The following is a 24,422-nucleotide window of genomic DNA, read 5'->3' as shown; positions in this document are numbered from 1 at the left end:
GCTGGCGAATGATCGGCGATTCACGGGACGGTAAGTCCCAGCCGGATGAAGCAACCGCGGGCCCCCACGAGCCAGACGGCGGAGGCACCCCTGTGTTCGGTGGGGTGTCCGAGGCGGAGCTCGACGTCTTCGTCAGCAAGCTGCGCACGGACAAGAACCCCCGCGTGGCGGCGGCCAACGCGCGAGCCCGCAACGACGTGAACGAGGAGCGGCTGCACAAGGGTGTGCGTCGCTCGCTCGTGTCCTCCGTGCTGGTGGAGGAGGACCCCACGCCCACGCCGCCCATCGCGGCGAACCATGCCTGGTTCCTCGCCCTGGGCGCCCAGCCCTCGGGCCCCTTCGACGCGGAGGCCCTCAAGGAGCCCTGGGCGCGCGGCGAGCTGCGGCCGGAGACGCTGTGCTGGCGCGCGGGCTTCCAGGCCTGGGTGCCGGTGAGCCAGGTGCCGGAGCTGGTCGAGGCGCTGATGCCGGCGGCGCAGGAGCTCAGCGCGGCCCTGGACGCCGCCCTGACGGAGCTGCCGGGCGCGCCTGGGCTCGCGGTCGTGAGCGAGGCGGATGTCTCGGGCATTCCCGCGTGGGCCGTGGTGGCGTCACCCGCCGCGCCGGGTGCTCCCGCTCCCGCCGCTTCGGTGCCGGTGGACCCGGTGGGCGCCCACGCGGTGCTGGCCGAGGTGACGGCCGCCACCGAGCAGGTCGAGGCGAAGTGGAGGCTGGGTGGCTGGTGGTTCACGCTGGCCGGCGGCGTCGCCGGAGGCGTCACCGTGGCCATCGTCATGGGCCTGTTCGGCTCGGGTGCCGGGGCCTCGCAGCTGTTGTCCCGCTTCAACCTGCCCGCGTTCATGAAGTCCGAGCCGCCCGCGGCGCCCGCTCCGGCCCCGGTGGCTCCGGCCGTGCCCGCCGTGGCGCCGGCTCCGATGGCACAGGTGCCGGCCGAGCTGTCCGTGGCGCCCGTGCTCGTCGAGACGCCTCGCGAAGTCGCGGCGAAGCCTCCCGCGCCCGCCGTGGCGGACGCGCTCGCGCGCTCGGCCGTGGGGGCGCCCGGCGGTGGCGCCGTGATTCCAGCCGGAGGCGCCGTCGCGACGTCGAGCGCGCCCTCGCGTCCCTCGCTCACGGGGGTCGTCACCGTGGAGCGGGGTGGCTCGGTGCCGGTGGTGCCCGCGTCGGGTGGCGGGCTCGCGGCCGAGGTGAGCGGCATCTCTCGTACGTCGCGCCAGGAGCGGGACGTGGAGGCCGCGCCGCCCGTGTCGCCGAGCTCCCGCGCCGCCGACGTGAAGCTGTCCTCCCGGTCCACCGCGCCCGCGCCCACGCCCGCCGAGGCGCCCGCGGCGGCGGAGGATGACTTCGGGGACCTGGAGAGCGACCTGGGCCCGGACGCGGCCTATGCGCGCGAGCTGTCGGGCCCGGCGTCGGGGCCGCGCAAGCGTGAGCCGCCTCCGTCCGTCTACATCCCGCCGGTGGCGCCCATCCAGAACCCGCGCCTGTCGCTCACCCAGTCGGACGTCTTCGAGGTCGTGCTCGCCAAGAAGGGCGAGGTCACCGCGTGCGCGAACGTGAAGCCGCGCCCGGTGGACGAGGGCACGCGCGTCGTCGTGCGCTGGTCCATCCTCCCCAGTGGCGAGGTGTCGGAGGTCGTCACCGAGACGGCGTCACTGCGGGGCACGTCGTTCGCTCGCTGCATCGAGGCCAAGGTCCGTGCGTGGGACTTCCCCAAGCACCAGGAGCAGGGGGGGCCCGTGCGGTTCCCGTTCGTGTTCTGAAAGCCCACCGACAGGAGAGCGCCCATGCCTGCCTACGTCGTCGTCGAAATCGCGGTGCATGACGTGCAGACGTATGAGCGCTACCGGCAGCTGGCGCCGCCCTCCATCGCGCGGTACGGCGGGCGCTACCTGGTCCGGGGTGGGGCGACGGAGGCGCTCGAGGGGACGTGGCAGCCGCCGCGCTTCGTCATCCTCGAGTTCCCCAACGTCGAGCAGGCCCGCTCCTGGTGGTCCTCGCCCGAGTACGCCGCCGCGAAGGCGCTGCGCCACGCGAGCGCCCACACGATGATGTTGTTGATGGACGGCCTGCCGCGCGACGAGGGCCTCCCGGTGGTCGCCGGCGTCTCCACGCTGGCGCCCTGAGCGGGCCCTTGCGCCGAATCGGAGTAGCCTCCACGCCCGAGCCCGTCCCGCGCGTCGTCCCGGCGCGAGCGGAGCGGTGCGAACTGGAGCGTCATGTCCGCCGAGCCTGTCCTGCGTCGTGGGCTTCTTGCCCTCGCTCTCGCCGCCTGTCTGTCTTGGGCTTGTGATGACGGAGACCCCGTCGTCGAGGAGGACATCCTCGCGCGCCTGTCCGCCATCCCCGGCCTGACGGTGCGCGAGGAGGCCCTGGACGCGCAGTTCCCCGCGTCGGCCCGCTTCTTCGTCATGGAGTTCGAGCAGCCCGCGGACCACACCCGCCCGGACGGCCCGCGCTTCCGCCAGCGCATGACGCTGCTGCATGTCTCCAGCGACCGCCCCATGGTGCTCTACGCCGGCGGCTACTTCGTCTCGCTCCAGGCCTCGCGGCGCGAGCCCACGCAGCTGCTCGACGCCAACCAGCTCTCGCTGGAGCACCGCTTCTTCGGCCCCAGCCGCCCGTCGCCCGCGGACTGGAGCCTGCTCACCATCAAGCAGTCCGCGGATGACTTCCACCGCGTCGTCCAGGCCTTCAAGCCGCTGTATCCCCGGAAGTGGATCTCCACCGGCGCCAGCAAGGGCGGCGAGACGATGGTGTTCTTCCGGCGCTTCTACCCGGACGACGTGGACGGGACGGTGGCGTACGTGGCGCCGCTCGCCCGCTACGACGACGCGCGCTTCGTCGCCTTCCAGGAGTCCGTCGGCACCGCGGAGTGCCGTGAGCGATTGAAGGCCTTCCAGCGCGCGGCCCTCGGCCGGCGCGAGGCGATGCTGGCACTGATGGAGACGCGCGCCCGTGAGCAGGCGCTCTCCTTCACGCACCTGGGCCTGGAGCGCGCCTTCGAGCACGCCCTCATCGAGCACTTCTTCTATTTCTGGCAGTACGACAGCCTCTCGCGCTGCGACACCGTGCCCCCCGCCACGGCGAGCGACGCCGCGCTCATGGACGAGCTGGACGGGCGCGTGGGGCTCGCCTTCTTCGCGGACGCGGACGTGGACGCCTACGGGCCCTACTACTACCAGGCCGCCGCGGAGCTGGGCTTCCCCCGGCCGTTCGAGTCCCACCTGGCGGACCTGCTGCGCTTCCCGGGCACCGACGTGCCGGCGACGTACCTGCCCCAGGGCGTGACGGCCACCTTCGTGGAGAACGCCATGCCGGACATCCAGGACTGGGTCTCGCGCGAGGGCGAGCGCTTGATGTTCGTCTACGGCGGGCAGGACCCGTGGACGGCGGCGGCCGTGGAGCTGGGAGGCGCGCGTGAGTCCGTGCTGTACACCGTGCCCGCGGGCAACCACGGCGCGCGCATCTCCCAACTGCCCGTCGCCGAACGCAACGAGGCCCAGGCACTCCTTCGCCAGTGGGCTGGCGCGGAGTCCCGGGCCTCGGGACTGCAATCACAATCCTGGCGACTGGAGCCGGAGGGCGAGGAGTTCGGCCCCCGTCCTCCCGGCTCACGTCAGCGCTAGTTCACGCCGACGGCGGTCCAGCTCTCCTTGACCTTCGCCACCTCGGTCGAGTCCGCGCCGTACAGGTCCGTGGCCGCCTGGACGGTGGCGGCGCGGGCCTGGGCGAACGTGGTGTTCGGCGTCATGTAGTGGGCCAGGGCGCGGTAGTAGATCTTCAGGCCCTTGTCCATGCCGATGCCGTCCTTGACCTCGATCTGCGACGTGCGGTTCGTGCCGCCGTTGGCCAGCAGGTAGAACGCGTTGTTCGCGATGCCGCTGGAGCCGTGGACCTCCGTCTGCTTCGGGTAGTCCTTGTAGTTGTCGATGGAGTAGTTGTCCCGCTTCGGGTCGTCCATGTAGCGCAGGCCGTCCTCGGAGTCGCCGTTCGTCGGCGTCCAGGCCGTCTCGCCCACCGTCCAGTTGAACTTCACGGCCGGGTTCTTCGTGGACGCGTACCACTCCACGCCCGCGCCCATGATGTCGCTGAACGCCTCGTTCAGACCACCGGACTCGTTGCGGTAGATGAGGCCGGCGGTGCGCTCCGTCAGGCCGTGGGCGATCTCGTGGCCGGCGATGTCCAGCGCGGTGAGCGGGCCGGACGTCTTGCCGTCGCCGTCGCCGTAGCTCATCTTCGTGCCGTCCCAGAACGCGTTCACGTAGTTGGTGCGCACGTGGACGAAGGAGTTGAGCGCCTCGCCCGCGCCGTCGATGGAGTCACGGCCGAGGACCTCCTTGAGGAAGTCGTACGTCATCGCCGCGCCGTAGTGCGCGTCCACGCCCGCCTTGGTGCGCTGGCCGTCGGTGGTCTCGCCCCAGACGTCGTTGTCGTCCGTCAGCTGCGTCTTGCCCGACGCCGTCGACTTGTTCATCGCGTCGTAGGTGTTCACGCCCTTGCCGCGCGTGCTGTCCTCGAGCGTGTACGTGCCGTCCGGCTGCTGCTTGGTGTCCAGCGCCACCTTGCCGCTGTACAGCGACGTGTCGTCCGCCTTGCTGCCGGGCTCGGGGGGCACTTCCTTCGGGGTGATGCTGATGCCCCAGCCGTTGAGCGTGCCCGTGTCGCGCTTGGCCTTGTCCTCGACCGTCAGCGTCCACTCGCCCTTGGCCGACTCACCGGCGAAGTCGCTCAGGTCGAACGTGCCCTTCACGTCGTCCGCGCTGCCACCGGCGCGGTTGTGCACCACCGCGCTCTTGCCCGAGGGGCTGGTCAGCGTGACCTTCAGGTCGCCCTTGAACGTGTGGGCGATGTCCAGGTCCAGCTTCAGGCTCTCGATGGTGCCGTCCTGGTCCACCTTGACCTTGGACGTCACGGTGCTGTTGTCGGCGATCTCCGCCTTGGTGGTGTTCGTCGCGGAGATCTGCCCGGCCGACACGCCCGCCTTCGGCAGGCCCTTGTTGGAGCCGTAGAAGCCGCCGATCTCGTTGTACGACTCGAAGATCTTCCCGGTGTTCGCATCCACCAGGTAGTTCATCTTGCGGGGGCGGTCCTGGCCCTCGATCTGCGACATCTGCACGCGGTAGGCGGAGTGATACTCACCGGCCTTGTCCTGGTAGATGACGCGCTCGGCGTGCGGCTGCTTGTCCGGCTTGCCGCCGAACTCCTTGCGCGCGATGTCGATGGCGGACTGGGTGTTCAGCTTGGGCAGCTCCTTGCCCAGGCCCTCGGGGACCACGGACTGCTCGCCGGTGACGCTCGTCACCTTGCCGTCCTTGTCCAGGTGCGTGATGACCTGCTCGCCGAAGACCTTCACGCCCTCGTGAACGCGGTCCAGACGCACGTGCGTCATGCCCAGCGCGTCCTTCTCCACGTTGGCGGCCGCGAACGCGGGCTGCTGCGCCATCAGCGTCTGCGCGCCCTTGAGCGGGTTGAGGTGGCTGAGCGAGGTCTGCACGGCCTTCTGCGCCTCGGGGCTCTGCAGCGCCAGGCGGCCCGGGCCGGCGGGGACCTGCGTCAGCGTCTTCTCCGCGCGCGCCAGGTCCGTCGTGCGCGCCGCGGGGCCGAAGCCGTCCTTGGTCTGCAGCGGGGTGCTGGCCGCCTTCGCGGTGTTCTTGGGCTGGGTCTCGGTGGTCGCGGGGCGAACGCTGACGGGCTTGGTGTCGACTCGGCGGATGGTCATTTCAAAGCTCATTCACAGCGGGGGATGCGAGAATTGTCGCACCCACGTCACATGGAGTTGCCGCCCACCCTGCTGCGACGCGCCATTTCGGGTTTGTCGGCTTGTTTCAGCCCGTGTTTCAGTGTTTTCAAGCGGTTTTGAGGACACGGAGTGTTGGCCGTCACTCTGGGGGTATGAGCCCACCCGGGCGGGTTTCCGGACCGCGAAGCCGAATTAACCGTGAATTATCCCAGGATTTTTCCAGCCTCACCGGCATGGAAAGGCGCTCTTCCGGGGCTTCGGGGTGGATCAGGGCCCGCCGAAGAAGGACGCCTCGAGCACGCGCACGAAGAGGTTGCAGGCGGCGTGGAAGAGGGCGGCGCCGACGACGGTGCCGGTGCGCTCGCGCATCCAGCCGAACAGCAGGGCGGGGAAGAAGACCGACATCCGCCAGGTCTGGAAGATGGCCAGGTGGCCCAGGGCGAAGAGCAGGGCGGTCACCCAGAAGGCGGGCCCCAGCCGGGCGCCGAGGAACTTGCGGCCCTGGGGCCAGGCGTCGCGCAGGCGCGCCTGCAGATACCCCCGGTAGAAGAACTCCTCGGGCAGGGCCACGACGAAGAGCTGATCCACCACCCACTCGCCGAAGCGCGGCGGCAGCCGGAGGCGGAAGTGGACCTCGCCGCCCAGGGGCGTGAGGTGTCGCGCGAGTGACTCGGGCAGGTGGGGCAGCAGCTCCACGAAGCCGGCGAACGCGAGGAAGAACAGCGGGCCCACCAGCGCGGAGACCTTGAGGAACAACACCAGGTCTTCGCGCCACGCGCGGGCGGACAGGCCGTAGTCGCGGTAGTCCTCGTCCCGCCAGCGCATGGGGATGAGGGGCAGGTAGAGGAAGCCCACCGTGGCCACCAGCTTGGGGATGCTGGTGCCGCCGAAGGCGAGGAACGAGGCGATGATGCCCGCGAAGCCCAGGGCCCACAGGCCCACGGCTTCCTGCACGGCGCTGGGGCGCCAGGGAGTCGCCACCGACTGCTGGGTCATGGTCCGTCCGCGGAGGCGAGCGTCACCTTCACCTCGCCCATGGGCAGCACCCTGCAGCCGCGCCGGGTGCGCTGCACCACCACCGCCACCAGCCTGCCGTCCCCGTCGAACACGGGGCTGCCGGGAGGAAGGGCGAGGGGCACGTCATAGAAGGGCGCCGTCGCGCGGGAGACCTGGGCCGCCGTCGGCTTCGCGGGACGGCCCCGGGTGCCGGGCACCACGCCCACCACCCAGCGTCCCTCCAGGCTGTCGCCGTCCTTGAGAAGCCGCACCGCCACCGCGGGGTACGCGCCATCCGGCGCCGCGACGACGGCGACCTTCAGCGCGCCGTTGGCGAGCAGGACGCGCGCCGGCAGGGCCTGGCCCGCGTGCTCCACGGTGGCGACCTGGAGGCCGACATACTCCTCGCCCACGGGCTCCACGGAGGTGAGCACCTGTCCGGCGGCACCCACGATGACGCCGTGGCCGGTGCGCTGGGGGCCGGTGACCTTCACCACGGAGCGGGTGTGCTGCTCCAGCACGCGCTGGAGGTCCGCGCGCGAGGGGCGCGCCTTGTCCGCCGCGACGGCGGGCAGGGCGAGGAGACACAGTGAGAGGACGAGCGGGGACAGGCGGGACATCGGCGCGCCAGGCAGCCTATCACCGCCCGGCGCGCAGCGCGGTGAGGAAGCGCTCGGCGCTCTGGGTGTTGAGCACGTCCTGCTTGCGGGCCCAGCCCCGCCGGGCGGTGGCGACCCCGAAGGCCAGGTTGGCCAGGTCCTCGCGGCGGTGTGCGTCGCAGCTCACCACCAGCTTCACGCCCAACTGCACCGCCTTGCGGACATACTCGGCCTTGATGTCCAGCCGCGCGGGCTTGCCGTTGATCTCCACCGCGACGCCGCGCCGGGCGGCGTGCTCGAGCACCTCGTCCATGCGCAGGGGATAGGGCTCGCGGCTCTGGAGCAGCCGGCCGGTGGGGTGCCCGAGGATGTGCAGGTGCGGGTTGTCCAGCGCGGTGAGGACCCGCTTCGTCATCTGGTCCTCGTCCATGGAGTGGCGCACGTGGATGGAGGCGATGACCACCTCCAGCTTCTCGAGTACCTTGTCGTCGTAGTCGAGCGCGCCGGACTCGAGGATGTCCACCTCGATGCCCTTGAGCAGGCGCATGCCGGGGACGGCGGCGTTGACGCGGTCGATCTCCTCCCACTGGCGCTCGAGCGCCTCCACCTTGAGGCCGCCCGCGTAGATGGCCGCCTCGCTGTGCTCGGTGATCGTGAGGTACTTCAGCCCCAGGGCCTTGGCGGCGAGCGCCATCTCCTCGAGCGTGTTGCGGCCGTCGGACCAGGTGGAGTGGGCGTGCACGGCGCCCTGCAGGTCCTCCATCGTCACCAGGTCGGTGGGCAGCTTGCCCGCGCGCGCGGCCTCCACCTCGCCGTTGTCCTCGCGCAGCTCCGGCGGGACGAACTGCATGTCGAGCAGCGCGTAGAGCGCGGCCTCGTCCGCGACGGGCAGCTTGGTGCCGTCGTCGCGGTGCACGCCCCACTCGGAGATCTTCATGCCGCGCTCGTGGCCCAGGTTGCGCAGGCGGATGTGGTGGGCCTTGGAGCCGGTGAAGTGGTGCAGGGCGGTGGCGAAGTCCTCGTCGGGGAGCACGCGCAGGTCCACCTGGAGGTCGCCGGCCTCCATGCGAACGGAGCACTTGCTGTCGCCCTTGCCAATCACGGTGGCCACGCCGGGGGAGGTGGCGAGCGCGTCCAGCACGGGGCCGGGGTCCGCGGCGGAGGCGATGATGTCCACGTCCGCCACCGTCTCGGCGCGGCGGCGCACGCTGCCGCCCAGGCTGGCGCGGATGACCCCGGGGGAGGCGCGTACGCGCTCCAGCAGGCCCTCGGCGATGGGGAGCACGTCGCCCAGCAGCTTCCGCTCGCCGCGGGCGCGGCGATACAGGGTGATGCCCTCGAGGATCTTCGCCTGGCTCTTCTCGCCGAAGCCCTTGAGCTGCTTCACGCGCCCCTCGCGGCAGGCCTGCTCCAGCGCCTCGACGCCGCCGATGCCCAGCTCCTTCCAGAGGGTGGCGACCTTGCGCGGGCCGATGTCCGGCAGCTTCATCAGCTCCAGGAGTCCCGGAGGGAACTTCGCCCGCAGCTCCTCGAAGTAGGTCATCCGTCCGGTGGTCACCAGCTCGGTGATCTTCTCGGCGAGCGCGGGGCCGATGCCCGGCAGGCTCTCCAGGCGGCCCTCGGCGACGAGGGGGCCCAGCTCCTGGGTGAGGCCGAGGATGCGGTCGGCCCCCATGTCGTAGGCACGGGAGCGGAAGCCGTTCTCGCCCTGGAGCTGGAGCAGCAGGGAGATGTCCCGGAGGACCTGGGCAACGGTGGCTTTGTCGACGATGGGCGGGGTCACGTCAGAGGTCACCTGGAAGAAGGTAATGCCCGGGGAACGGGGGTGCAGCTTGCTTCTCGTTGTGGGAAAAGGGCGGCGATGACGAAGATCAAGCTCGGACCGGCGGACTTCGCCGAGAGGGAAATGCGCGGCTACGAAGTCGGCAAGCGCAATGTCTGCATCGCGAAGATTCACGGCCGTTACAAGGGCCTTGATGACTGGTGCAACCACGCGGGCTGTCTGCTGTCGGGCGGACGCATCGAGGACAACATGGTCGTCTGCCCGTGCCATGAGGTCGGCTTCGACATGGACACGGGGCGGAACGAGACCTCGCCCGGGGTGTGTGACGACCAGCCGACAGTGAGCGTCGAGGTCCAGGACGGCGCCCTCGTCGTCGAGCTTCCCGACAACACCTGACGTGCCTCCGGCACCGGAGTCTCCTCCTCATGGCACACGACGACCATGACCACGGTGGCGCGCCGCCCTCGCATCGGCACGAGCACCACCACGAACATCCCCACACCCATGAGGATGGCGTGGTGCATTCCCACGAACACGCGCATGAGCACGAGCACGCGCATGAGCACGAGCACGCGCATGACCACCGACACGGTCATGACGCCGCGCACGCGCATGACCACGGGCACTCGCATGAGCACGGCCACGGTCATGACCACGAACACCGCCACGGCCACGAGCATGAGCACGCTCATGACCACGGCCACGAGCATGGGCACGCTCATGCCCACGGCCACGGCCACGGCCACGGCCACGGTCATGACCACGAACACCGCCACGGCCACGAGCATGAGCACGCTCATGACCACGGCCACGGCCACGAGCATGGCCACGGCCACGGCCACGGCCACGAGCACGGCCACGGCCACGGCCACGAGGATGGGCACGCTCATGCCCACGGCCACGGACACGAGCACGGTGCGGCAAGCGTCTCGCACGAGCACAAGTCGCGTGCGCCGGTGCACGTCAGCACCTTCGTGGTGACGTGCTCCGACAGCCGCGATGCCTCACGTGACGCGAGCGGCAGGGTGCTGCGCGAGGGCCTCGAGTCCGCGGGCCACGGCGTCGCCGGCTACGTCGTCGTGAAGGACGACCCGGAGGCCATCCGGCAGGCGGTGGCGGAGGCCCAGTCGGTGGGCGCCCGGGCCATCCTCTTCACCGGGGGCACCGGCATCGGTCGGCGCGACACCACGGTGGAGACGCTGCGAGGTCTGTTCGAGAAGGAGCTCCCCGGCTTCGGTGAGCTGTTCCGCATGCTCTCGTACAAGCAGATTGGCAGCCCGGCCATGATGTCGCGCGCGACCGCCGGCACGTATCAGGGAATGATGATCTTCGCCCTGCCGGGCTCGCCGCAGGCCGTACGGCTCGCGCTGGAGGCGCTCATCCTCCCCGAACTGGGCCACGCCGTTCGGGAGCTGACCCGGTAACGAACGCGCGGTTTTTTCATCGCGCGAGAGTTATTGCGGCTTTCCCTTATTGCCAGGGGCTTGAGGATTGACCCACGGGAAATGTTTACGCAGAGTATACGGAATTCGCTGCTCTGTCGCGAATAGGTCCCGTTGGTCGTCCCTTCAAAGTTGACCCTCCCGGAGAGGAGGAGCCCCATGCATATGAAACGACTGGGTTCGTTGGCGTTGATGCTTGGCTGTGTCTCGGCGTACGCGAAGGCGCCGGAGCGCGAGGTGTGGATCACCCTCGGCGCGGATGCCGTCACGGAGGTGAACGCCGCGTTCATCGTGGCCGGAGAGCGGGTTCCGGCGCTCGCGGGGCGCCAGGGCGACGTCGTCGCGATGAAGCTGCCCGAGTCGCGCATCGACCTCGTCTCCGAGGTGATGCACGAGAAGCTCAAGCGCTGTGGCGGCTTCCTCTACCACGAGACGGAAGCGGACGCGCTCGCGGAGCTGGCCATCGAAGGTGCGCCCGCGCTGGCCCCCTCGCTGGCGGTGACGTACTCGCTGGACAAGGCCCCGGTGGTCAACACGCTCATCGGCGGCATGGCCGCGACGAACATCCACGCCAACATCGAGCACCTCTCGACGCAGTTCCCCACGCGTTACTACACGTCCACCCATGGCGTGGCCGCCGCCACGTGGGTGCGGGACCTGTGGGCGGGCTATGCCGGAGCGCGCGCGCAGACCGGCGGCGACGTCACCGTGGAGCTCTTCACCCACGCGTTGTGGGCTCAGCCGTCCGTCATCCTGACCATCCAGGGCACGCAGCAGGTGCCGGCGGGAGACGAGGAGATCGTCGTCCTGGGTGGCCACCTGGACTCCACCAACCTGTCGGGCTCCGCGGCTCCCGGCGCGGATGACAACGCGTCCGGCATCTCGACGTTGTCCGAGGTCATCCGCGTGGCCATGGCCTCCAACTACCAGCCGCTGCGCACGGTGAAGTTCATGGCCTACGCCGCCGAGGAGGTGGGCCTGCGCGGCTCCAAGGAGATCGCCGACAAGGCCAAGAACGAGGGCGACAAGGTCGTCGGCGTCCTCCAGCTCGACATGACGAACTACAAGGGCTCCGTGGCCGACGTCGTGCTGATGACGGACTTCACCAACGCGGCGCAGAACGCGTTCATCGGCAGCCTGATCTCCACCTATGTCGCCGGCGTGCAGCAGGCCACCTCGGCGTGTGGCTACGGCTGCTCGGACCACGCGTCCTGGAACGCGGCGGGCTTCGCGGCCTCCATCCCGTTCGAGGCGATGATGGGGCAGCACAACAGCACCATCCACACCGCGAACGACACCCTCGCGGTGAGCGGCAACAACGCGAACCACGCGCTCAAGTTCGCCAAGGTCGCCGGCGCGTACATGGTCGAGCTCGCCAAGGGCACCGCCACGCTGTCCGACCCCGTGGCGCCCACCGTGTCGCTCACCGCTCCGTCGGCGGGCACCACCGTGTCCGGCACCGTCACCGCCAGCGCCAACGCGCAGGACAACCAGGGCATCAGCCGCGTGGAGTTCCTGGTGGACGGCGCCGTCGTCGGCACTGCGACCACGTCCCCGTACTCCATCGCGTGGAACACCGCCGTCATCGCCAATGGCAGCCACGCCGTCGTCGCCCGGGCCTATGACCTCATCGGCAACACCACCGACAGCGCCCCCGTCACGGTGACCACCAGCAACTCCTCCGGCAACGCCATCTACGACCCGGTGCTGCGCGTCCCGCGCTGCGCCAACGTGTCCAACGTGTGTGACTCCACGACGCTGCTCGTCGGCCGCGCGAGCCTGGGGCCCGAGGCGAACGGCCCCAACACCGTCAACAACTCGTGCGCCGACGGCATCAACGGCACCTTCCACTTTGATGAGTCGAACGACCGCATCAAGGTGTCCACCGTGAGCGGCAACCCCTTCGCCGCCGGTGAGACGGTGCTCATCGAGGCCACCGTGTGGGCCCTGGCCGCGCGCCCGGACAAGCTGGACCTGTACCACGCGCCCGACGCCAGCAACCCGGTGTGGACGAAGATCACCACGCTGGCGCCTCCGGCGGGCGGTCAGCACACGCTGTCGGCCACCTTCACGCTGCCGGCCGGCGCCAACCAGGTCGTGCGCGCGCGCTTCCGCAAGCAGGGCAGCGCCACGCCGTGCTATGCGGGCGCCTACGACGACCACGACGACATCGTGTTCGCCGTCAGCCCGTAGCCGTGTCGTAGGATGCCCTCCCGTGCCTCCTCCTGATTCGCTGGAGGAGGCGCGGGACTCCCGGGCCCCATGTGGGCTCGGGAAGCGTGGGCGGCGGGCCGCCGTTCCAGGAACATTTGGGAGCCCCGACGTGACACGCCGCTCGAAGACGCACCCTGGCCTGAGCCCTCGGGCAGTGCAGCACCTGCGCCCCCGGCTCGACGCCGTGCTGGCTTCCACGGATGCCCGCGCCCGCATCGGGTTCGACCCGGTGGAGTTCCCCCACCGCTACCAGGACGCCCGCGACATCGAGGTCTCCGCGCTGCTCGCCGCCTGTCTGGCCTACGGGCGCGCGGACCTGTTCCGTCCCAAGGTGGACTCGCTCCTGAAGCGGATGGGCCCGTCGCCCGCGGACTTCGTGCGGAAGCTGGACGTCGCTGGCGCCAAGGCCCTGCTGACGGGCTTCGTGTACCGCTTCAACGTGGGCACTGATTTGGCGGTGCTGCTGCTCGGCATGGGCCAGGCGCTGCGGGAGCACGGCAGCCTGGAGTCGCTGTTCGTGAGGGGACTTGCGGCCGAGGGCTCGCTGCACGGCGGCTTGAGCGCCTTCACCACCGCGCTGCGCCGCCTCCCCATGGAGCCCCTGCGCGAGGCGATGGGACCCGAGCGGGGGCTTCACCACCTGTTGCCCTCGCCGCTGGGGCCGGGCGCGGCCAAGCGGTTGAACCTGTTCCTGCGGTGGATGGTGCGCGGACCGGACACGGTGGACTTCGGCATCTGGAAGCGTGTGCCCGCTTCGGCGCTGCTGATTCCGTTGGACACGCACATCGGCCGCATCGCCGGACACCTGGGCCTGACGCGTCGCACGGACCTGACGTGGCGGACGGCGGAGGAGGTGACGGCGTCGCTGCGGGCGTTGGATGCGGCCGACCCCGTCCGCTACGACTTCGCGCTCTGCCACTATGGAATGAGTGGCGCGTGTCCGGCCCGGCCGCTCCCGGAGAACTGCGAGCGGTGCCCGCTGCTGCCTGCCTGCCATGTCGGGCCGGACGTGGTGGCGGGGGCGACCCGACGGGTCCCCAGTGCCTCGCGGCTCAAGGGCCGCGCAATGTCCGGAAGGGAACGTCGTTGATTCCTGCATGAGGGAACGCTGCAATCCGGCCGGGTGTCTGCGTGTGAATTCCACGGGGACATCAGGGCCTGCCCGGGCCGAGGAGCGTGATGCGGTGCTCGCGACACTGGTGTCGGTGCCTGCGGCGGTGGTGGAAGCGGTGGAGCGCGGCCTGCGCGCGTCGGGGGCGAGCCCGTCCTGCCATGTGTTGAGCGTGACGGGGGCCGATGTCATCGCCGCTCCGGTGGAGGAGGGGCTGCTGGTGGCGTGGGATGCGGGAGGGCCGCTGGACGCCCTGCTCGAGGACGTGCGCCGCCTGCATGCGCTGCGCGTGGTGGCCCGCACGCACCTGGTGGTGCTCACCTCGCGGGACGATGCGCAGACCGAGGCGCTGGCGGAGGCGGGCGCTGACGAGTGCGTGGCCTCGGGGGGCTCGGGCTGGGGCGCGCGGGTGGTGGCGCTGCGTCGACGGCTGGCCTCGGACACGGAGGCGCATGATGTCCGGGCCCTGCGCCGCGCCAACACGTTCCTGCGCAGCGCGCTGGACGCGGTGCCGGAGCCGCTCTTCGTCAAGGACCGGCAGCACCGCTGGGTGGCGGTCAACCAGGCCTTCTGCCGCGTCATGGGACATCCGGCGGAGGCGCTGCTGGGGCGCTCCGACCACGAGTTCGTCGCCGCGCACGAGGCCGACAGCTTCTGGCGCAACGACGAGCGGGTCTTCCTCACGGGGGGCCCCGACGAGAGCGAGGAGACGCTCACCGACAGGACGGGGCTGGCCCGCGTCCTGGTGACGAAGAAGGCCGGGTTCGACGGCGCCGGGGAGGCCTTCCTCGTCTGCATCATCCGGGACATCACGGACCAGAAGCGCCTGGAGTCGCAGCTGCTGCTCGCCGAGCGGATGGCGTCGGTGGGCACGCTGGCCGCGGGCGTGGCGCACGAAATCAACAACCCGCTGGCCTATGTCAGCTCCAATCTCGCGTACGTGAGGGATCTGCTCGCGCTGCCGGAGCTGTCCGCCGAGCAGCTGCCGGAGCTGCGAGAGGTGGTGGCGGAGGCGCTCGACGGCGCGGGCCGCGTCTGCGCCATCGTCCGGGACCTGCGCACCTTCGCCCGAGGCGACGAGGAGCGACACGGACCGGTGGACGTGGTGCGGGCGGTGGAGGGCGCGCTGCGGCTGGTGCGCAACGAGCTGACGCACCGCGCGCGCATGGTGTGCACCCTGGAGCGCGTGCCGCCCGTGCACGGCAACGAGGTGCGGTTGGGGCAGGTGGTGCTCAACCTGCTGGTCAACGCGCTCCAGTCGTTGCCCGAGCGGCCGGCCGAGGAGAACCGCGTGCGCGTCAGCCTGCGCACCGGGCGCGCGGGCCAGGTGGAGCTGGAGGTCAGCGACAACGGGCACGGCATGGCGCCGGAGGTGCAACGCCGCATCTTCGACCCGTTCTTCACCACGAGGCCGGTGGGGGAGGGCACGGGGCTGGGGTTGTCCATCTGCCTCACGCTGGTGCAGGCGATGGGCGGGCGCATCGAGGTGAGCAGCGCGCAGGGGTGGGGGAGCACCTTCCGCGTGGTGCTGCCCGCGCTCGCGGTGGGCACCGTCGCCGCGCCGGAGTCCCCGGTGCTGGGCAACGTGGTGCCGCTGGCCATGCGCAAGAGGCTGCTGCTCATCGACGACGAGCCGTCCGTGGGCAACTCGGTGAGCCGGCTGGTGCGGGACGTGTACGAGGTGCACGCGGTGCAGGACGCGCGCGAGGCGCTGAGACGGTTGTCCACCGGCGAGCGATTCGATGCCATCCTGTGTGACCTGATGATGCCGGGCATGAGCGGAATGGACTTCGTGGTGGAGCTGGAGCGGCTGGCGCCGGAGCTGGTGCTGCGCACCGGGCTGATGACGGGTGGGGCCTTCACCGCGCAGGCGCGGGAGTTCGTGGGGCGCCACTCGCGAGGGCTCTTGGAGAAGCCCTTCGAGCGCGAGCGCCTGTGCACCTTCGTGGAGCACCTGTTCCCATGAAGCGCAAGACCTGGCGGTGGGTGGGCATCGGCCTGGTGGCGATGCTCGGGGCCCTGGTGTTCGTGGGCGCCGACTGGCTTCGTGGGTTGTCCTTCGTGGTGCGCGCCGCCGGGATGCAGGGCGCCGTGCCGGAGGCGGTGGCGGGGTTTCGCAACGCTCCGTTCGAGAAGAGCGAGCTGCGGGTCCCCACCCGGCATGGCGAGGTCCGCGCGCGGCTGTATCGACCGCGCGAGGTGCGAGGGCGCACGGTGGTGCTGACCTCGGGTGTGCACGCGGATGGCATCGACGAGCCGCGCCTGGTGAAGCTGGCGGAGGACCTGGCCCGGGGTGGGCAGGTGGTGCTCTCGCCCGAGCCGCCGGACCTGCTGCGCTACGAAATCACTCCGCGCCTTCCGGACACCATCGAGGACGCGGCCCTGTGGGTGAGCGGCCGCGAGGACCTGGCGCCGGGCGGGAAGGTGGACCTGTTCGGCATCAGCTTCTCGGGCGGGCTCTCCGTGGTCGCAGCGGGACGGCCCGCGCTCCGGGACAAGGTGGCCTCCACGCTCTCGTTCGGAGGCCATGGTGACCTGCCCCGGGTGCTGACCTTCCTGTGCAGCGGTCAGCTCCCCGATGGCTCGCACCTGACGCCGCATGACTATGGCGTGGTCATCATCCTCCTCAACGTGGCGGACCGGTTGGTGCCTCCCGAGCAGGTGGAGCCGCTGCGCGAGGGTATCCGCACGTTCCTGCGGGCCTCGCACCAGACGCAGACGGACCGCAAGCTGGCGGAGGAGACGTTCGCGCACGCACGGGTGCTGGAGACACGGATGCCCGAGCCGGCGTCGAAGCTGATGGGCTATGTGAATCTTCGGAACGTGGCGGCGCTGGGGCCGTTGTTGCTGCCGCTGGTGCGCGAGTTCGCCGCGGACCCGTCGATGTCTCCGGCACGCTCACCCGCGCCGGCCTCGCCCGTCTATCTGCTGCATGGCGCGGGCGACACGGTGATTCCGTCCATGGAGTCGGTGCTGCTGGCCCAGGCGCTGCGGCCGTATACGGAGGTCCATCAGCTCTCCACGCCGCTCATCAGCCACGCGGAGGTGGACAAGAAGGCGGGCGCGGCGGACATGGTGCGGATGGTTGGCTTCTGGGCGAGCCTGCTGGACGAGTGAGGGGGGCGGCTCAGCTCTCGCTCGCGACGCTCGCCGCCGTGCGCACGCCGCCCACCGCCGTGGCCAGGGTGCTCTGTCCGGGGAACGCCGAGTCGCCCACCAGCCAGAGGCCCTCCATGACACGCAGCGGGCCCAGCTGTCGGTAGTGGCTCAGGCCCGCGCGACGGGGGACGCCGCCCACCGCACCGGACTCCCGCTGGGTGAAGCGTTGGAAGGTGCGCGGGGAGGCCGGGAGGACCTTGGTGACGTGGGGCATCCACTCGGGCGCGAGTTGCTCCAGCGACTCGCGCATGCGTGTCTGGATGTCCGCGATGTAGCGCCCCTGCTCCTCGGTGGACATCGCCCCCAGCTTGCGCAGGGGCACATGCGTGGACGTCGTCACCGTGCGATGTCCCTCGGGTGCACGGCCCGTGTCCTCCTCGCCGCTGATGGACATGAAGACGTGGTTGCCCTCGATGAACGGAGCCTGCTCGTCACGCACGAGCTCCAGGTGGCTCGCCTCGCGTGACACCGCGTCGGGCGCCTTGATGACGAGATAGAGCATCGCCGCGCCCCAGCCCTCGGCGACACGCTCCGACAACACACGCATCGAGCCGACGCGCTCGGGTGACAGGCCCGCGAGGCGCATCAGTCCTCCCGGCAGCAGATTGGCCACCACGTGTCGGGCCCGGAGCACGCCTCGACGGGTATCGACCTGCCAGTGTCCTGGCTGACGGGACAGGCCTTTCACGCGGTTCGCCAGCATCAGCGTTCCACCGCGGGCCTCCATCGCTCGGGCCAGGGCCCACGCGAGCTGTCCGATGCCGCCCCGGACGTGGCCCGTGCCTCGCCAGTAGTAGTCCATCGCCGCGAGCGCGAACGGTGTCTCCGCTTCCGCGGCCGAGCACTGCACGGTGATCTGACAGAGGGCATCCAGGTAGGTCCGCAGCGGAGTGAAGCGCGAGAGGCCGAGGTGCTCCAGCACCGCTCCGAGCGGACGCCCGAGCCACCGCGCCAGCGGGGCATAACGATGGAGCCGCGCGGCGTGACGGAAGAGCGCGCGAAGGTCGAAGGGTGGCAGCAGGTCCGGGTCATCGAACATGGCCCAGAGCGCGCCGGCCACCTGGGACTGGAGGTCGAACAGGCGACGAATCGCGGGTGCGGGCGCTTCCGGCAGGGCGCACAGGGACTCGATGAAGCGGGCCCGGTCTCGTGTCACCGGCAACCGCAGCCCGGGCGTGCGCAGCTCCACCACGGGGTCCAGCCAGTCCACCGTCACGTCAAGCGCGTGCTCGCGAATCCAGCGACCGAAGAGCTGATGGGGTTCGAAGCCAGAGAACAACGTCGCGCCCGACTCGAACGCGAAGCCACCGCGGCGAAACGTGCTGGCGCAGCCGCCGGGATAGCTGAGCGATTCGCACAGGGCCACGCGAGCACCTCGCCGGGTCAGCTCCAGCGCCGTGGCCAGCCCTCCGAAACCCGCGCCCACCACCACCACGTCGTAATCCAAGTCCGACATCTCCAGGTCGAGTCCAGGGGCGGACCTCCTAACGGGTCCACGCCAGGGGGGCGACTCTTTCGTCACAAGGGTGGAGCTCCCGACAATGGTGTGCGCCTCGACTCGCCCGGGCCGGGTCGTGGAATTCGTGCGGAGAAATCGTTTCGATTCGAGGCCGGAGCCAGGAGGCTGGAGCGGGGAGGGCGTAGACTGTTGTCGACTGCTCACTGAAAGGGCTCCCGTGCACCGCCTCCTCGCCGTCCTCTGCCTCGTGCTCGTGGCCGGTTGCGCCTCCGCCCCCATGAGCAACCCGGAGCCCAAGGCCGCCGCCGCACCGGAGCCCTCGAAGCGGCCTCCGTTCCTCAATCCCGCCGAAATCATCAAGCGCATCGAGGACTCGCCGGTGACGTATCGCATCGACGGGAAGGACTCGCCGCCGGGTGGCTGGGCGGACCAGCTGTGGCCGCAGCGCGTGCAGGCGCTCGAGGCGCCGCGCGTGGTGGAGCAGGGCGGCGAGCGCGTCATCGTCGAGTGGCCCGAGAGCCCCGAGGCGCGAGCGCTGCTCGACGAGGCCGAGCCGCACTTCCAGGCCAAGCGCTACGAGGAGGCGGGGAAGCTGTACGAGAAGGCCACGAGCGTGTGCCCGCAGTGCTATTTCGCGTGGAACTTCCGCGGCGACGCGGCGTACTTCGCGGGCGACTCGGCCACGGCGCTGGGGCACTACCAGCAGGCCACGCGCCTCAACCCGAATGACCACCGCTCGTGGTTCTTCCTGGGCAACGCGCTCGCGCGGCTCGGACGCTTCGAGGAGGCCCTGGAGTCGTGGGCGTGGTGCCTGGTGCTCAACCCTCGCTACCCTGTCATCCGCCAGTTCTTCCGCGCCAACGCGGGCCTGGGGCTGGTGGTGCGCGAGGACGTCATCGTCCCTCGTGGCTACGCGGAGCGGGACGGCGAGGAGATCTCCATCCAGTTCGACCCCGACCACGACCCGGCGTGGTTCGCCTTCGCCAACTGCAAGGCGCTGTGGCTGGGAGAGCCGTCACACCGCCAGGAGATGACGGGCACCACGAAGGAGCACTTCACGTCGCTCGAGGAGATGGAGTGCCTGGGCTCGGCGCTGCTCGTCCACGAGAACCAGAAGAAGAAGGGCGAGACGGAACGCTCGGACCCCACGCTGGAGCGGCTGTCCCGCATCACCGAGGAGGGCCTGTTGATGCAGGCCGTGCTCTTCGAGGTGGGGGCCCGGGTGCACCCCCAGGTCGTGCTCACCCTCGATGACGACATGCGCCAGCGCCTCAAGACCTACGTGCTCAAGCACGTGCTGGTGCCGGCGTCATCGGTGGGCAACTACGACCTGTGAGGCCCCGTCGCGTGACTAGCGCGGCAGCTTGAAGCGGAGCGTGAACACGTAGGAGACGCTCACGGCCTTGCCCTGGAACTTCACGGGGCTGTAGCGCCGGGTGTGCAGCGCCTCCGTGACGTGCTCATCCATGTGCGCCATGCCCTTGATGATGCGGCAGTCGCGCACGTCGCCCTCGCGGGTGATGACGCACTTGGCGATGACCGTGCCTTCCACGCGCGCCATGCGGGCCTGCTCCGTGTAGTCGAGCGGCTGGCCACCCATGAGCACCGGCGGCGTCATGCCTCCGCCGAACGGGATGACGTCCTCACCGGTGCCCTCGCCGACTCCGCCCGGAGGCAAGCCGGGGACGAAGGGCAACCCGATGACCGTGCTGTTCGGGTCTCCCTCCGGATGACCGCCCGGGACGCCCGTGGGCTCGGTGTCACCCGTGTCCGGCGCGTTCGCCACCGGCTCCGGCTCCACGTCGACGGGCTTGGGGTCCACCGGCATCGGGTTGATCTGCGTGGGGAAGGTGTCGCGCTTGGGCTTGCGCGTCTTGGGCGGCGGGGCCTGCGTCTTGGGCTGCGCCGGCGCCGCGTAGCCCTTGGCCACCTGCGGACGCGCCATGAACTTCATGACGAGATCCGGATCCGGCTCGGGCGGCACTTCGGCGGGCCGCGCGGAGATGACCAGGACCGCGCCGAAGAGCGCCGCGTGCACGGCGACGGACCACCCCATCCCAGCACCCAGACGTCCAGCTCGCTGCCGCTCGATGACCGACTTGAACATGGAAGGCCTCCTCCCCGATGGGCGCTCCCGGAGGTCCACCACGCCATGCGGCGTCTCTCCGGCGTGGGCGTCTTGGCTTCGGAGCGCCCCGTCCACGCAGGATTCAAACTACGAAGTCCCGGGTGGGCGATGGCGAAGGGCCGTCCATCTGTTGGTCATGGTTGCGTCATGGTGACGAGACCTCCATCCGGTACCCCACACCGCGCAGCGTGTGGATGCTGAAACCGGAGGCGCTCGTCCACCCGAGCTTCTTCTTCAGACTGGAGACGAAGTTGTCCACCGTGCGCGGGTCCACCACCACGTCACGGCCCCACACCGCGTCCAGGATTTCTCCCCGGGGCAGCGCGCGCTCGCGGTGGCGCAGGAGGTAGGCGAGCAGGTCGAACTCCGTGCGCGTCAGCTCCACGCCCGTGCCATCCGGCTTCGTCACCGTGCGGCGTCCCAGGTCCAGCGAGTACCCGCCGAACGTCGTCACCTGCGCCGGGGCCGTGCCCGCACGGCGCACCAGCGCGCCCACCCGCGCGAGCAGCTCCCTCAACCGGTAGGGCTTGGTGAGGTAGTCCTGTGCCCCCGCCTCGAACCCGCGGACGATGTCGTCCTCGAGCGAGCGCGCGGTGAGCATCATCACCAGGCTCTTCACCCCTTGCGCCCGCAGGCGCCGGCAGAAGCTGTAGCCGTCCTCGCCCGGGAGCATGACGTCCAGGATGAGCAGGTCGAACTCGCGCTCGCGCAGGAGCGGCTCCGCGTCTCGCGCGCTCGGGGCCTCGGAGACGACGTAGCCCTCGTCCAGCAGGTTGTCCCGCAGGCCCACGCGCAGGTGGGCGTCGTCCTCGACGATGAGGATGGTGGGACGGGTGGTGGAGGGTGTGGAGGTGGTGGTCATCGACGCGGCTCGTGAAAGGTCAGCGCGAACGTGGTGCCCTCGGGCGTGGACGAGGCCACCTGGATGTCGCCGTGGTGCAGCTTCATGATTTTGCGGCAGAGCGCCAGTCCCAGGCCGCTACCGTGGACATCCTGTCCGGGAGGCGTCAACCGATAGAAGTCCTGGAAGACGTTCTCCCATTCATAATCCGGGATGCCCACGCCGTTGTCGCGGAAGAGCACCGTGCAGCCGTGGCCTTCAATCACCCGGGCGCTCACCGACAGGCGCACCGGCGTGCGTTGGTTGTACGCACACGCGTTGCGGCCCAGGTTGGAGAAGAGCAGTCGCAGGAGCGTGGGGTCCGCCTCCAGCTCCGCGTCGTTCAGGTCCGTGGTCAGCTCCACCGGTGTGGAGGTGGCCGCGGCCAGGTCATCGCGCAGCGGGTTGACCAGCTCCTCCAGTCGCACCCGCGAGGGGCGCAGCGTCCAGCGCCCCTTGTCGATGCGGTTGAACGACAGGATGTTCTCCACCAGGAAGTGCAACCCGTCCGCGGCCTGGACGATGCGCGTCGGGTAGTCGCGCACCTCGGGCGCGTGCGCCAGCCTGCGCTCCAGCGTCTCACCCATCAGCCGGATGGAGGCCAGGGGCGTGCGCAGCTCGTGCGACACGGTGGCGACGAAGTCGCTCTTGAGCTCGAGGAAGCGGTACTTGCGCTGCTGAGACACGACGGCGAGCGCGACGATGGCCGCGGCCAGCACGCCGCACACCGCCACCAGCAGCGTCTTCAGGCCGTAGCGGGCCTCGATGTCCACCTCCGCGCGGGACCACTCGGGCAGGTCCACGCGCACGGGCAGCTCGCGAACCGGAATCGCCGGGCGGTCGCCCACCAGCCGCACCTGACCGCCGTTGCCGAACAGGCCGCGCGCCCGCATGTCCTCGGCGATGGGGACCAACTGCGCGGCGATGTCCACCGCGATGCCGTAGACGACCTCGCCCCGGGGCTCCACGTACCACTGCTGGCCCAGCAGCGTGGGCTCCACCAACTGCTCGGGCATCACCAGCGCGCCCGCGCCCGTCTCTCTCGAGCGCTCAAGGAAGTCCCCCATGGGCTCGCCCAGGGCGCTGCTCAACAGGAGGATGCGCGCCTGCAGGAAGTCGAAGTCCGCCTGCGTGAAGCGCGAGCGCTCGCGCAGCAGGTCCCGCTGCAGCCCCGCGCCTCGGCCGATGCCGCCGAACTCCTCCGGCAGCCCCTCGCGAAGCAGCGAGCGCACCAGCGGCGTGGAGCGGGCCCCCTGCTGCAGGTGCTCCACCGCCAGCAGCAGGAACGGCAGCTCCTGGTCCGCGGGCAGCGCGTGGTTGGCGTGGTAGCGCAAGAGCTCCTCCACCATCGCCGTGGCTCGCGCGGGGCTGCCCTCCCGGAGCGCGGACTCGGCCGCGCGCAGCCGGGCCAGGCGCGCCTCCCACGGGCCGGGCGTGGCGCCGTCCCGCAGCTGGTCCGCGAGCGTCTCGTACAGCGCGCGCGCGGGCATGTCGTGGCCGGGCAGGGGACGGGTGAGGCGGGGGAGGAACTGGTGGCCGCGGAACTGGAGGTAGAAGCCCTCGCCCGGCGCGAGCGGGTTGTCCACGGCGGCGTGGATGGCGGAGACCTGCTCCTCCAACTGCCGCGCGAGCACCTGGCGCAGCGACTCCGTGGCGGCGTGCGCCAGCGCGTCCCGGCGCGAGCGCACCTGCGCGTGCGCGTCCTCACGCTCGCGCGTGAAGATGCGCTGGAGGCTCACCAGCCCCCAACCGAGGGCGAGGAGCCCACAGCCCAGGGCCACGAGGGTGGGGAGGAGCCGGCGCAGCATGTGTTTTCGCTGCGGGCCACTATCGCACAGCCCCTGGCTTCCGGAGCGCTTTCACATCACCCCTGGGGACAGGGCCAGTGTCCCTGGCGGGCGGACGGCCGGGCTCGCGGTCCACGGGATGACAGCCGCGAGGGGAGGGGACTGGCCGACAATGCAAGAGGGTGCCGAGCTTGCGTCGTGGGCCCGAGGAGTCCACGCGGGGCCCTCACTCAATGGAGGGAGGTCCGCCCATGCACTTTCCCCTGTCACGGCTGTCCCCCGAAGGGCCGGTGGTGCTGTGGGGGGGAGAGCTTCCCTCCGGTGGTCTGAAGTACCTCACCTTCTCCCGCTACCTGGAGACGGTGCCGGAGGGTGCGTGTGGACTCGTGGAGCTGTCCGGCTCCTCGTCCTCGCTCGCGCTCGACGCGCTGGGCCGCGAGCGGGGGCTGCCCGTGCTCGCGCTCACCGACACGGCCGGCGCCGCGTACCTGAGGGACCAGGGCTTCGGCGGCGAGGTGCGCACCGTGCGCCGGCTGTCCGAGGCCTGGGAGGTGGCCCTGGGCTACGAGCGTCAGGGGTGGTGCTGGCCCCGGCAGCTCTCCAATGGCGCCCTCGTGGGGTGCGTGGAGGGCTGGGCGGGCGAGCTGCGCGACTTCGTCCGGGACGCCTTCCCCTCCGTGCGGCGGGTGGTGTGCGGCTTCGGCACCGGCGCCACGCTGGTGGGCCTGCACCGCGCCTTCACACCCCAGGGCTATGAGGTGGTGGGCCTCCAGCCCGCGAAGGGCTCGTCGCTGCCGGGCTGGCGCCGGTGGCAGGAGCAGAACCTGGGCAAGGAGGACCTGTTCCATCCCCACCGCGAGGAGGTGGTGCTGGAGACGGCCGCCCCCAAGCACTCCGATAGCCTCGCCGCGCTTCTGACGTATGCTCGCGCGGAGACGCACCCGGAGGAGATGCTCGTCATCGGCCACAACGCCCGGCCACCGTTCGGGTGACGCCGCGCGCCCGGATTCGCGTCTGGGAATAATCCTAGACGTGAATTCCTGGCATTGGCCGTCAGGCTTAGCGTCTATCCTGGGTTTGCTGGCACCCTGAGGGAGTGAGTTCAGGGGGGCCTATTGTGTTCATAA

Annotated in this window: 19 protein-coding genes; 11 read left to right on the top strand and 8 right to left on the bottom strand. The window is 70.5% G+C overall.

Annotated elements, in window-relative coordinates:
• Positions 1-8: 8 nt before the first annotated feature.
• The 3 genes from K8625_RS13415 to K8625_RS13405 all read left to right on the top strand — a co-directional run bounded on the left by K8625_RS13415 (position 9) and on the right by K8625_RS13405 (position 3,623).
• The gene (locus K8625_RS13415) at positions 9-1,757 is read left to right on the top strand and encodes a GYF domain-containing protein (protein ID WP_223782946.1); all 1,749 of its coding nucleotides are present in this window, start codon (positions 9-11) and stop codon (positions 1,755-1,757) included.
• Between the two features lie 24 nt (positions 1,758-1,781).
• Positions 1,782-2,120 carry a DUF1330 domain-containing protein gene (locus tag K8625_RS13410; protein ID WP_141329927.1) on the top strand — a complete coding sequence of 113 codons (339 nt, stop codon included), beginning with the start codon at positions 1,782-1,784 and terminating at the stop codon, positions 2,118-2,120.
• Between the two features lie 93 nt (positions 2,121-2,213).
• A complete protein-coding gene (locus K8625_RS13405; RefSeq protein ID WP_223782945.1) occupies positions 2,214-3,623 on the top strand; it encodes a S28 family serine protease in 1,410 nt (469 codons plus the stop codon).
• Here the strand turns inward: K8625_RS13405 and K8625_RS13400 are convergent.
• From K8625_RS13400 to polX, 4 genes are all read right to left on the bottom strand, one after another.
• Positions 3,620-5,716 carry a M4 family metallopeptidase gene (locus tag K8625_RS13400; protein ID WP_223782944.1) on the bottom strand — a complete coding sequence of 699 codons (2,097 nt, stop codon included), beginning with the start codon at positions 5,714-5,716 and terminating at the stop codon, positions 3,620-3,622. The genes K8625_RS13405 and K8625_RS13400 overlap by 4 nt on opposite strands.
• A 288-nt stretch (positions 5,717-6,004) precedes the next feature.
• Positions 6,005-6,733 (bottom strand): myxosortase MrtX, encoded by a 729-nt coding sequence (gene mrtX / locus K8625_RS13395; RefSeq protein ID WP_223782943.1) that lies wholly within the window; start codon positions 6,731-6,733, stop codon positions 6,005-6,007.
• Complete coding sequence (locus tag K8625_RS13390; RefSeq protein WP_223746866.1) at positions 6,730-7,353, bottom strand: serine protease; 624 nt, start codon at positions 7,351-7,353, stop codon at positions 6,730-6,732. Before K8625_RS13390 ends, mrtX begins: the two co-directional genes overlap by 4 nt.
• Before the next feature lie 19 nt (positions 7,354-7,372).
• Entirely contained in the window at positions 7,373-9,115 is a 1,743-nt protein-coding gene (gene polX / locus K8625_RS13385) for a DNA polymerase/3'-5' exonuclease PolX (RefSeq protein ID WP_223782942.1), read from the bottom strand.
• A gap of 78 nt (positions 9,116-9,193) precedes the next feature.
• Between polX and K8625_RS13380 the strand changes: the two genes are divergently transcribed.
• The 6 genes from K8625_RS13380 (at position 9,194) to K8625_RS13355 (ending at position 16,999) form a co-directional block, all read left to right on the top strand.
• The gene (locus K8625_RS13380; protein ID WP_141329915.1) at positions 9,194-9,511 is read left to right on the top strand and encodes a Rieske 2Fe-2S domain-containing protein; all 318 of its coding nucleotides are present in this window, start codon (positions 9,194-9,196) and stop codon (positions 9,509-9,511) included.
• Between the two features lie 560 nt (positions 9,512-10,071).
• The gene (locus tag K8625_RS13375) at positions 10,072-10,539 is read left to right on the top strand and encodes a molybdenum cofactor biosynthesis protein B (protein ID WP_223746923.1); all 468 of its coding nucleotides are present in this window, start codon (positions 10,072-10,074) and stop codon (positions 10,537-10,539) included.
• Between the two features lie 177 nt (positions 10,540-10,716).
• Positions 10,717-12,750, top strand: a complete 2,034-nt coding sequence (locus K8625_RS13370; protein WP_223782941.1) for a M20/M25/M40 family metallo-hydrolase — start codon at positions 10,717-10,719, stop codon at positions 12,748-12,750.
• A gap of 130 nt (positions 12,751-12,880) precedes the next feature.
• Entirely contained in the window at positions 12,881-13,861 is a 981-nt protein-coding gene (locus tag K8625_RS13365; RefSeq protein WP_223746869.1) for a TIGR02757 family protein, read from the top strand.
• 94 nt (positions 13,862-13,955) lie between these two features.
• On the top strand, positions 13,956-15,848 hold the full coding sequence (locus K8625_RS13360) for a hybrid sensor histidine kinase/response regulator (RefSeq protein WP_223782940.1): 1,893 nt from the start codon (positions 13,956-13,958) through the stop codon (positions 15,846-15,848).
• Positions 15,845-16,999, top strand: a complete 1,155-nt coding sequence (locus tag K8625_RS13355; protein WP_223782939.1) for a hypothetical protein — start codon at positions 15,845-15,847, stop codon at positions 16,997-16,999. The genes K8625_RS13360 and K8625_RS13355 overlap by 4 nt, the downstream gene beginning before the upstream one ends.
• Positions 17,000-17,009: 10 nt before the next feature.
• On the opposite strand, the gene K8625_RS13350 is transcribed toward K8625_RS13355, so the two are convergent.
• A complete protein-coding gene (locus K8625_RS13350; protein ID WP_223782938.1) occupies positions 17,010-18,497 on the bottom strand; it encodes an NAD(P)/FAD-dependent oxidoreductase in 1,488 nt (495 codons plus the stop codon).
• A 220-nt stretch (positions 18,498-18,717) separates the two neighbouring features.
• On the opposite strand from K8625_RS13350, the gene K8625_RS13345 reads away from it, so the two are divergent.
• The gene (locus K8625_RS13345; RefSeq protein ID WP_223782937.1) at positions 18,718-19,836 is read left to right on the top strand and encodes a tetratricopeptide repeat protein; all 1,119 of its coding nucleotides are present in this window, start codon (positions 18,718-18,720) and stop codon (positions 19,834-19,836) included.
• A 15-nt stretch (positions 19,837-19,851) separates the two neighbouring features.
• Here K8625_RS13345 and K8625_RS13340 read toward each other — a convergent pair whose 3' ends face one another.
• The 3 genes from K8625_RS13340 to K8625_RS13330 all read right to left on the bottom strand — a co-directional run bounded on the left by K8625_RS13340 (position 19,852) and on the right by K8625_RS13330 (position 23,316).
• A complete protein-coding gene (locus K8625_RS13340; RefSeq protein ID WP_223782936.1) occupies positions 19,852-20,607 on the bottom strand; it encodes an energy transducer TonB in 756 nt (251 codons plus the stop codon).
• Between the two features lie 166 nt (positions 20,608-20,773).
• Positions 20,774-21,490 (bottom strand): response regulator transcription factor, encoded by a 717-nt coding sequence (locus tag K8625_RS13335; protein ID WP_223746875.1) that lies wholly within the window; start codon positions 21,488-21,490, stop codon positions 20,774-20,776.
• Positions 21,487-23,316, bottom strand: a complete 1,830-nt coding sequence (locus tag K8625_RS13330; protein ID WP_223782935.1) for a HAMP domain-containing sensor histidine kinase — start codon at positions 23,314-23,316, stop codon at positions 21,487-21,489. The genes K8625_RS13335 and K8625_RS13330 overlap by 4 nt, the downstream gene beginning before the upstream one ends.
• A 230-nt stretch (positions 23,317-23,546) precedes the next feature.
• Between K8625_RS13330 and K8625_RS13325 the strand changes: the two genes are divergently transcribed.
• Positions 23,547-24,287: a pyridoxal-phosphate dependent enzyme gene (locus K8625_RS13325; RefSeq protein ID WP_194869010.1), complete on the top strand. Its 741-nt coding sequence runs from the start codon at positions 23,547-23,549 to the stop codon at positions 24,285-24,287.
• Positions 24,288-24,422 lie beyond the last annotated feature (135 nt).

Source organism: Myxococcus sp. AS-1-15 (assembly GCF_020037055.1).
Taxonomy (GTDB): Bacteria; Myxococcota; Myxococcia; order Myxococcales; family Myxococcaceae; genus Myxococcus; species Myxococcus fulvus.
This window is presented reverse-complemented; position numbering and strand designations above follow the sequence as displayed.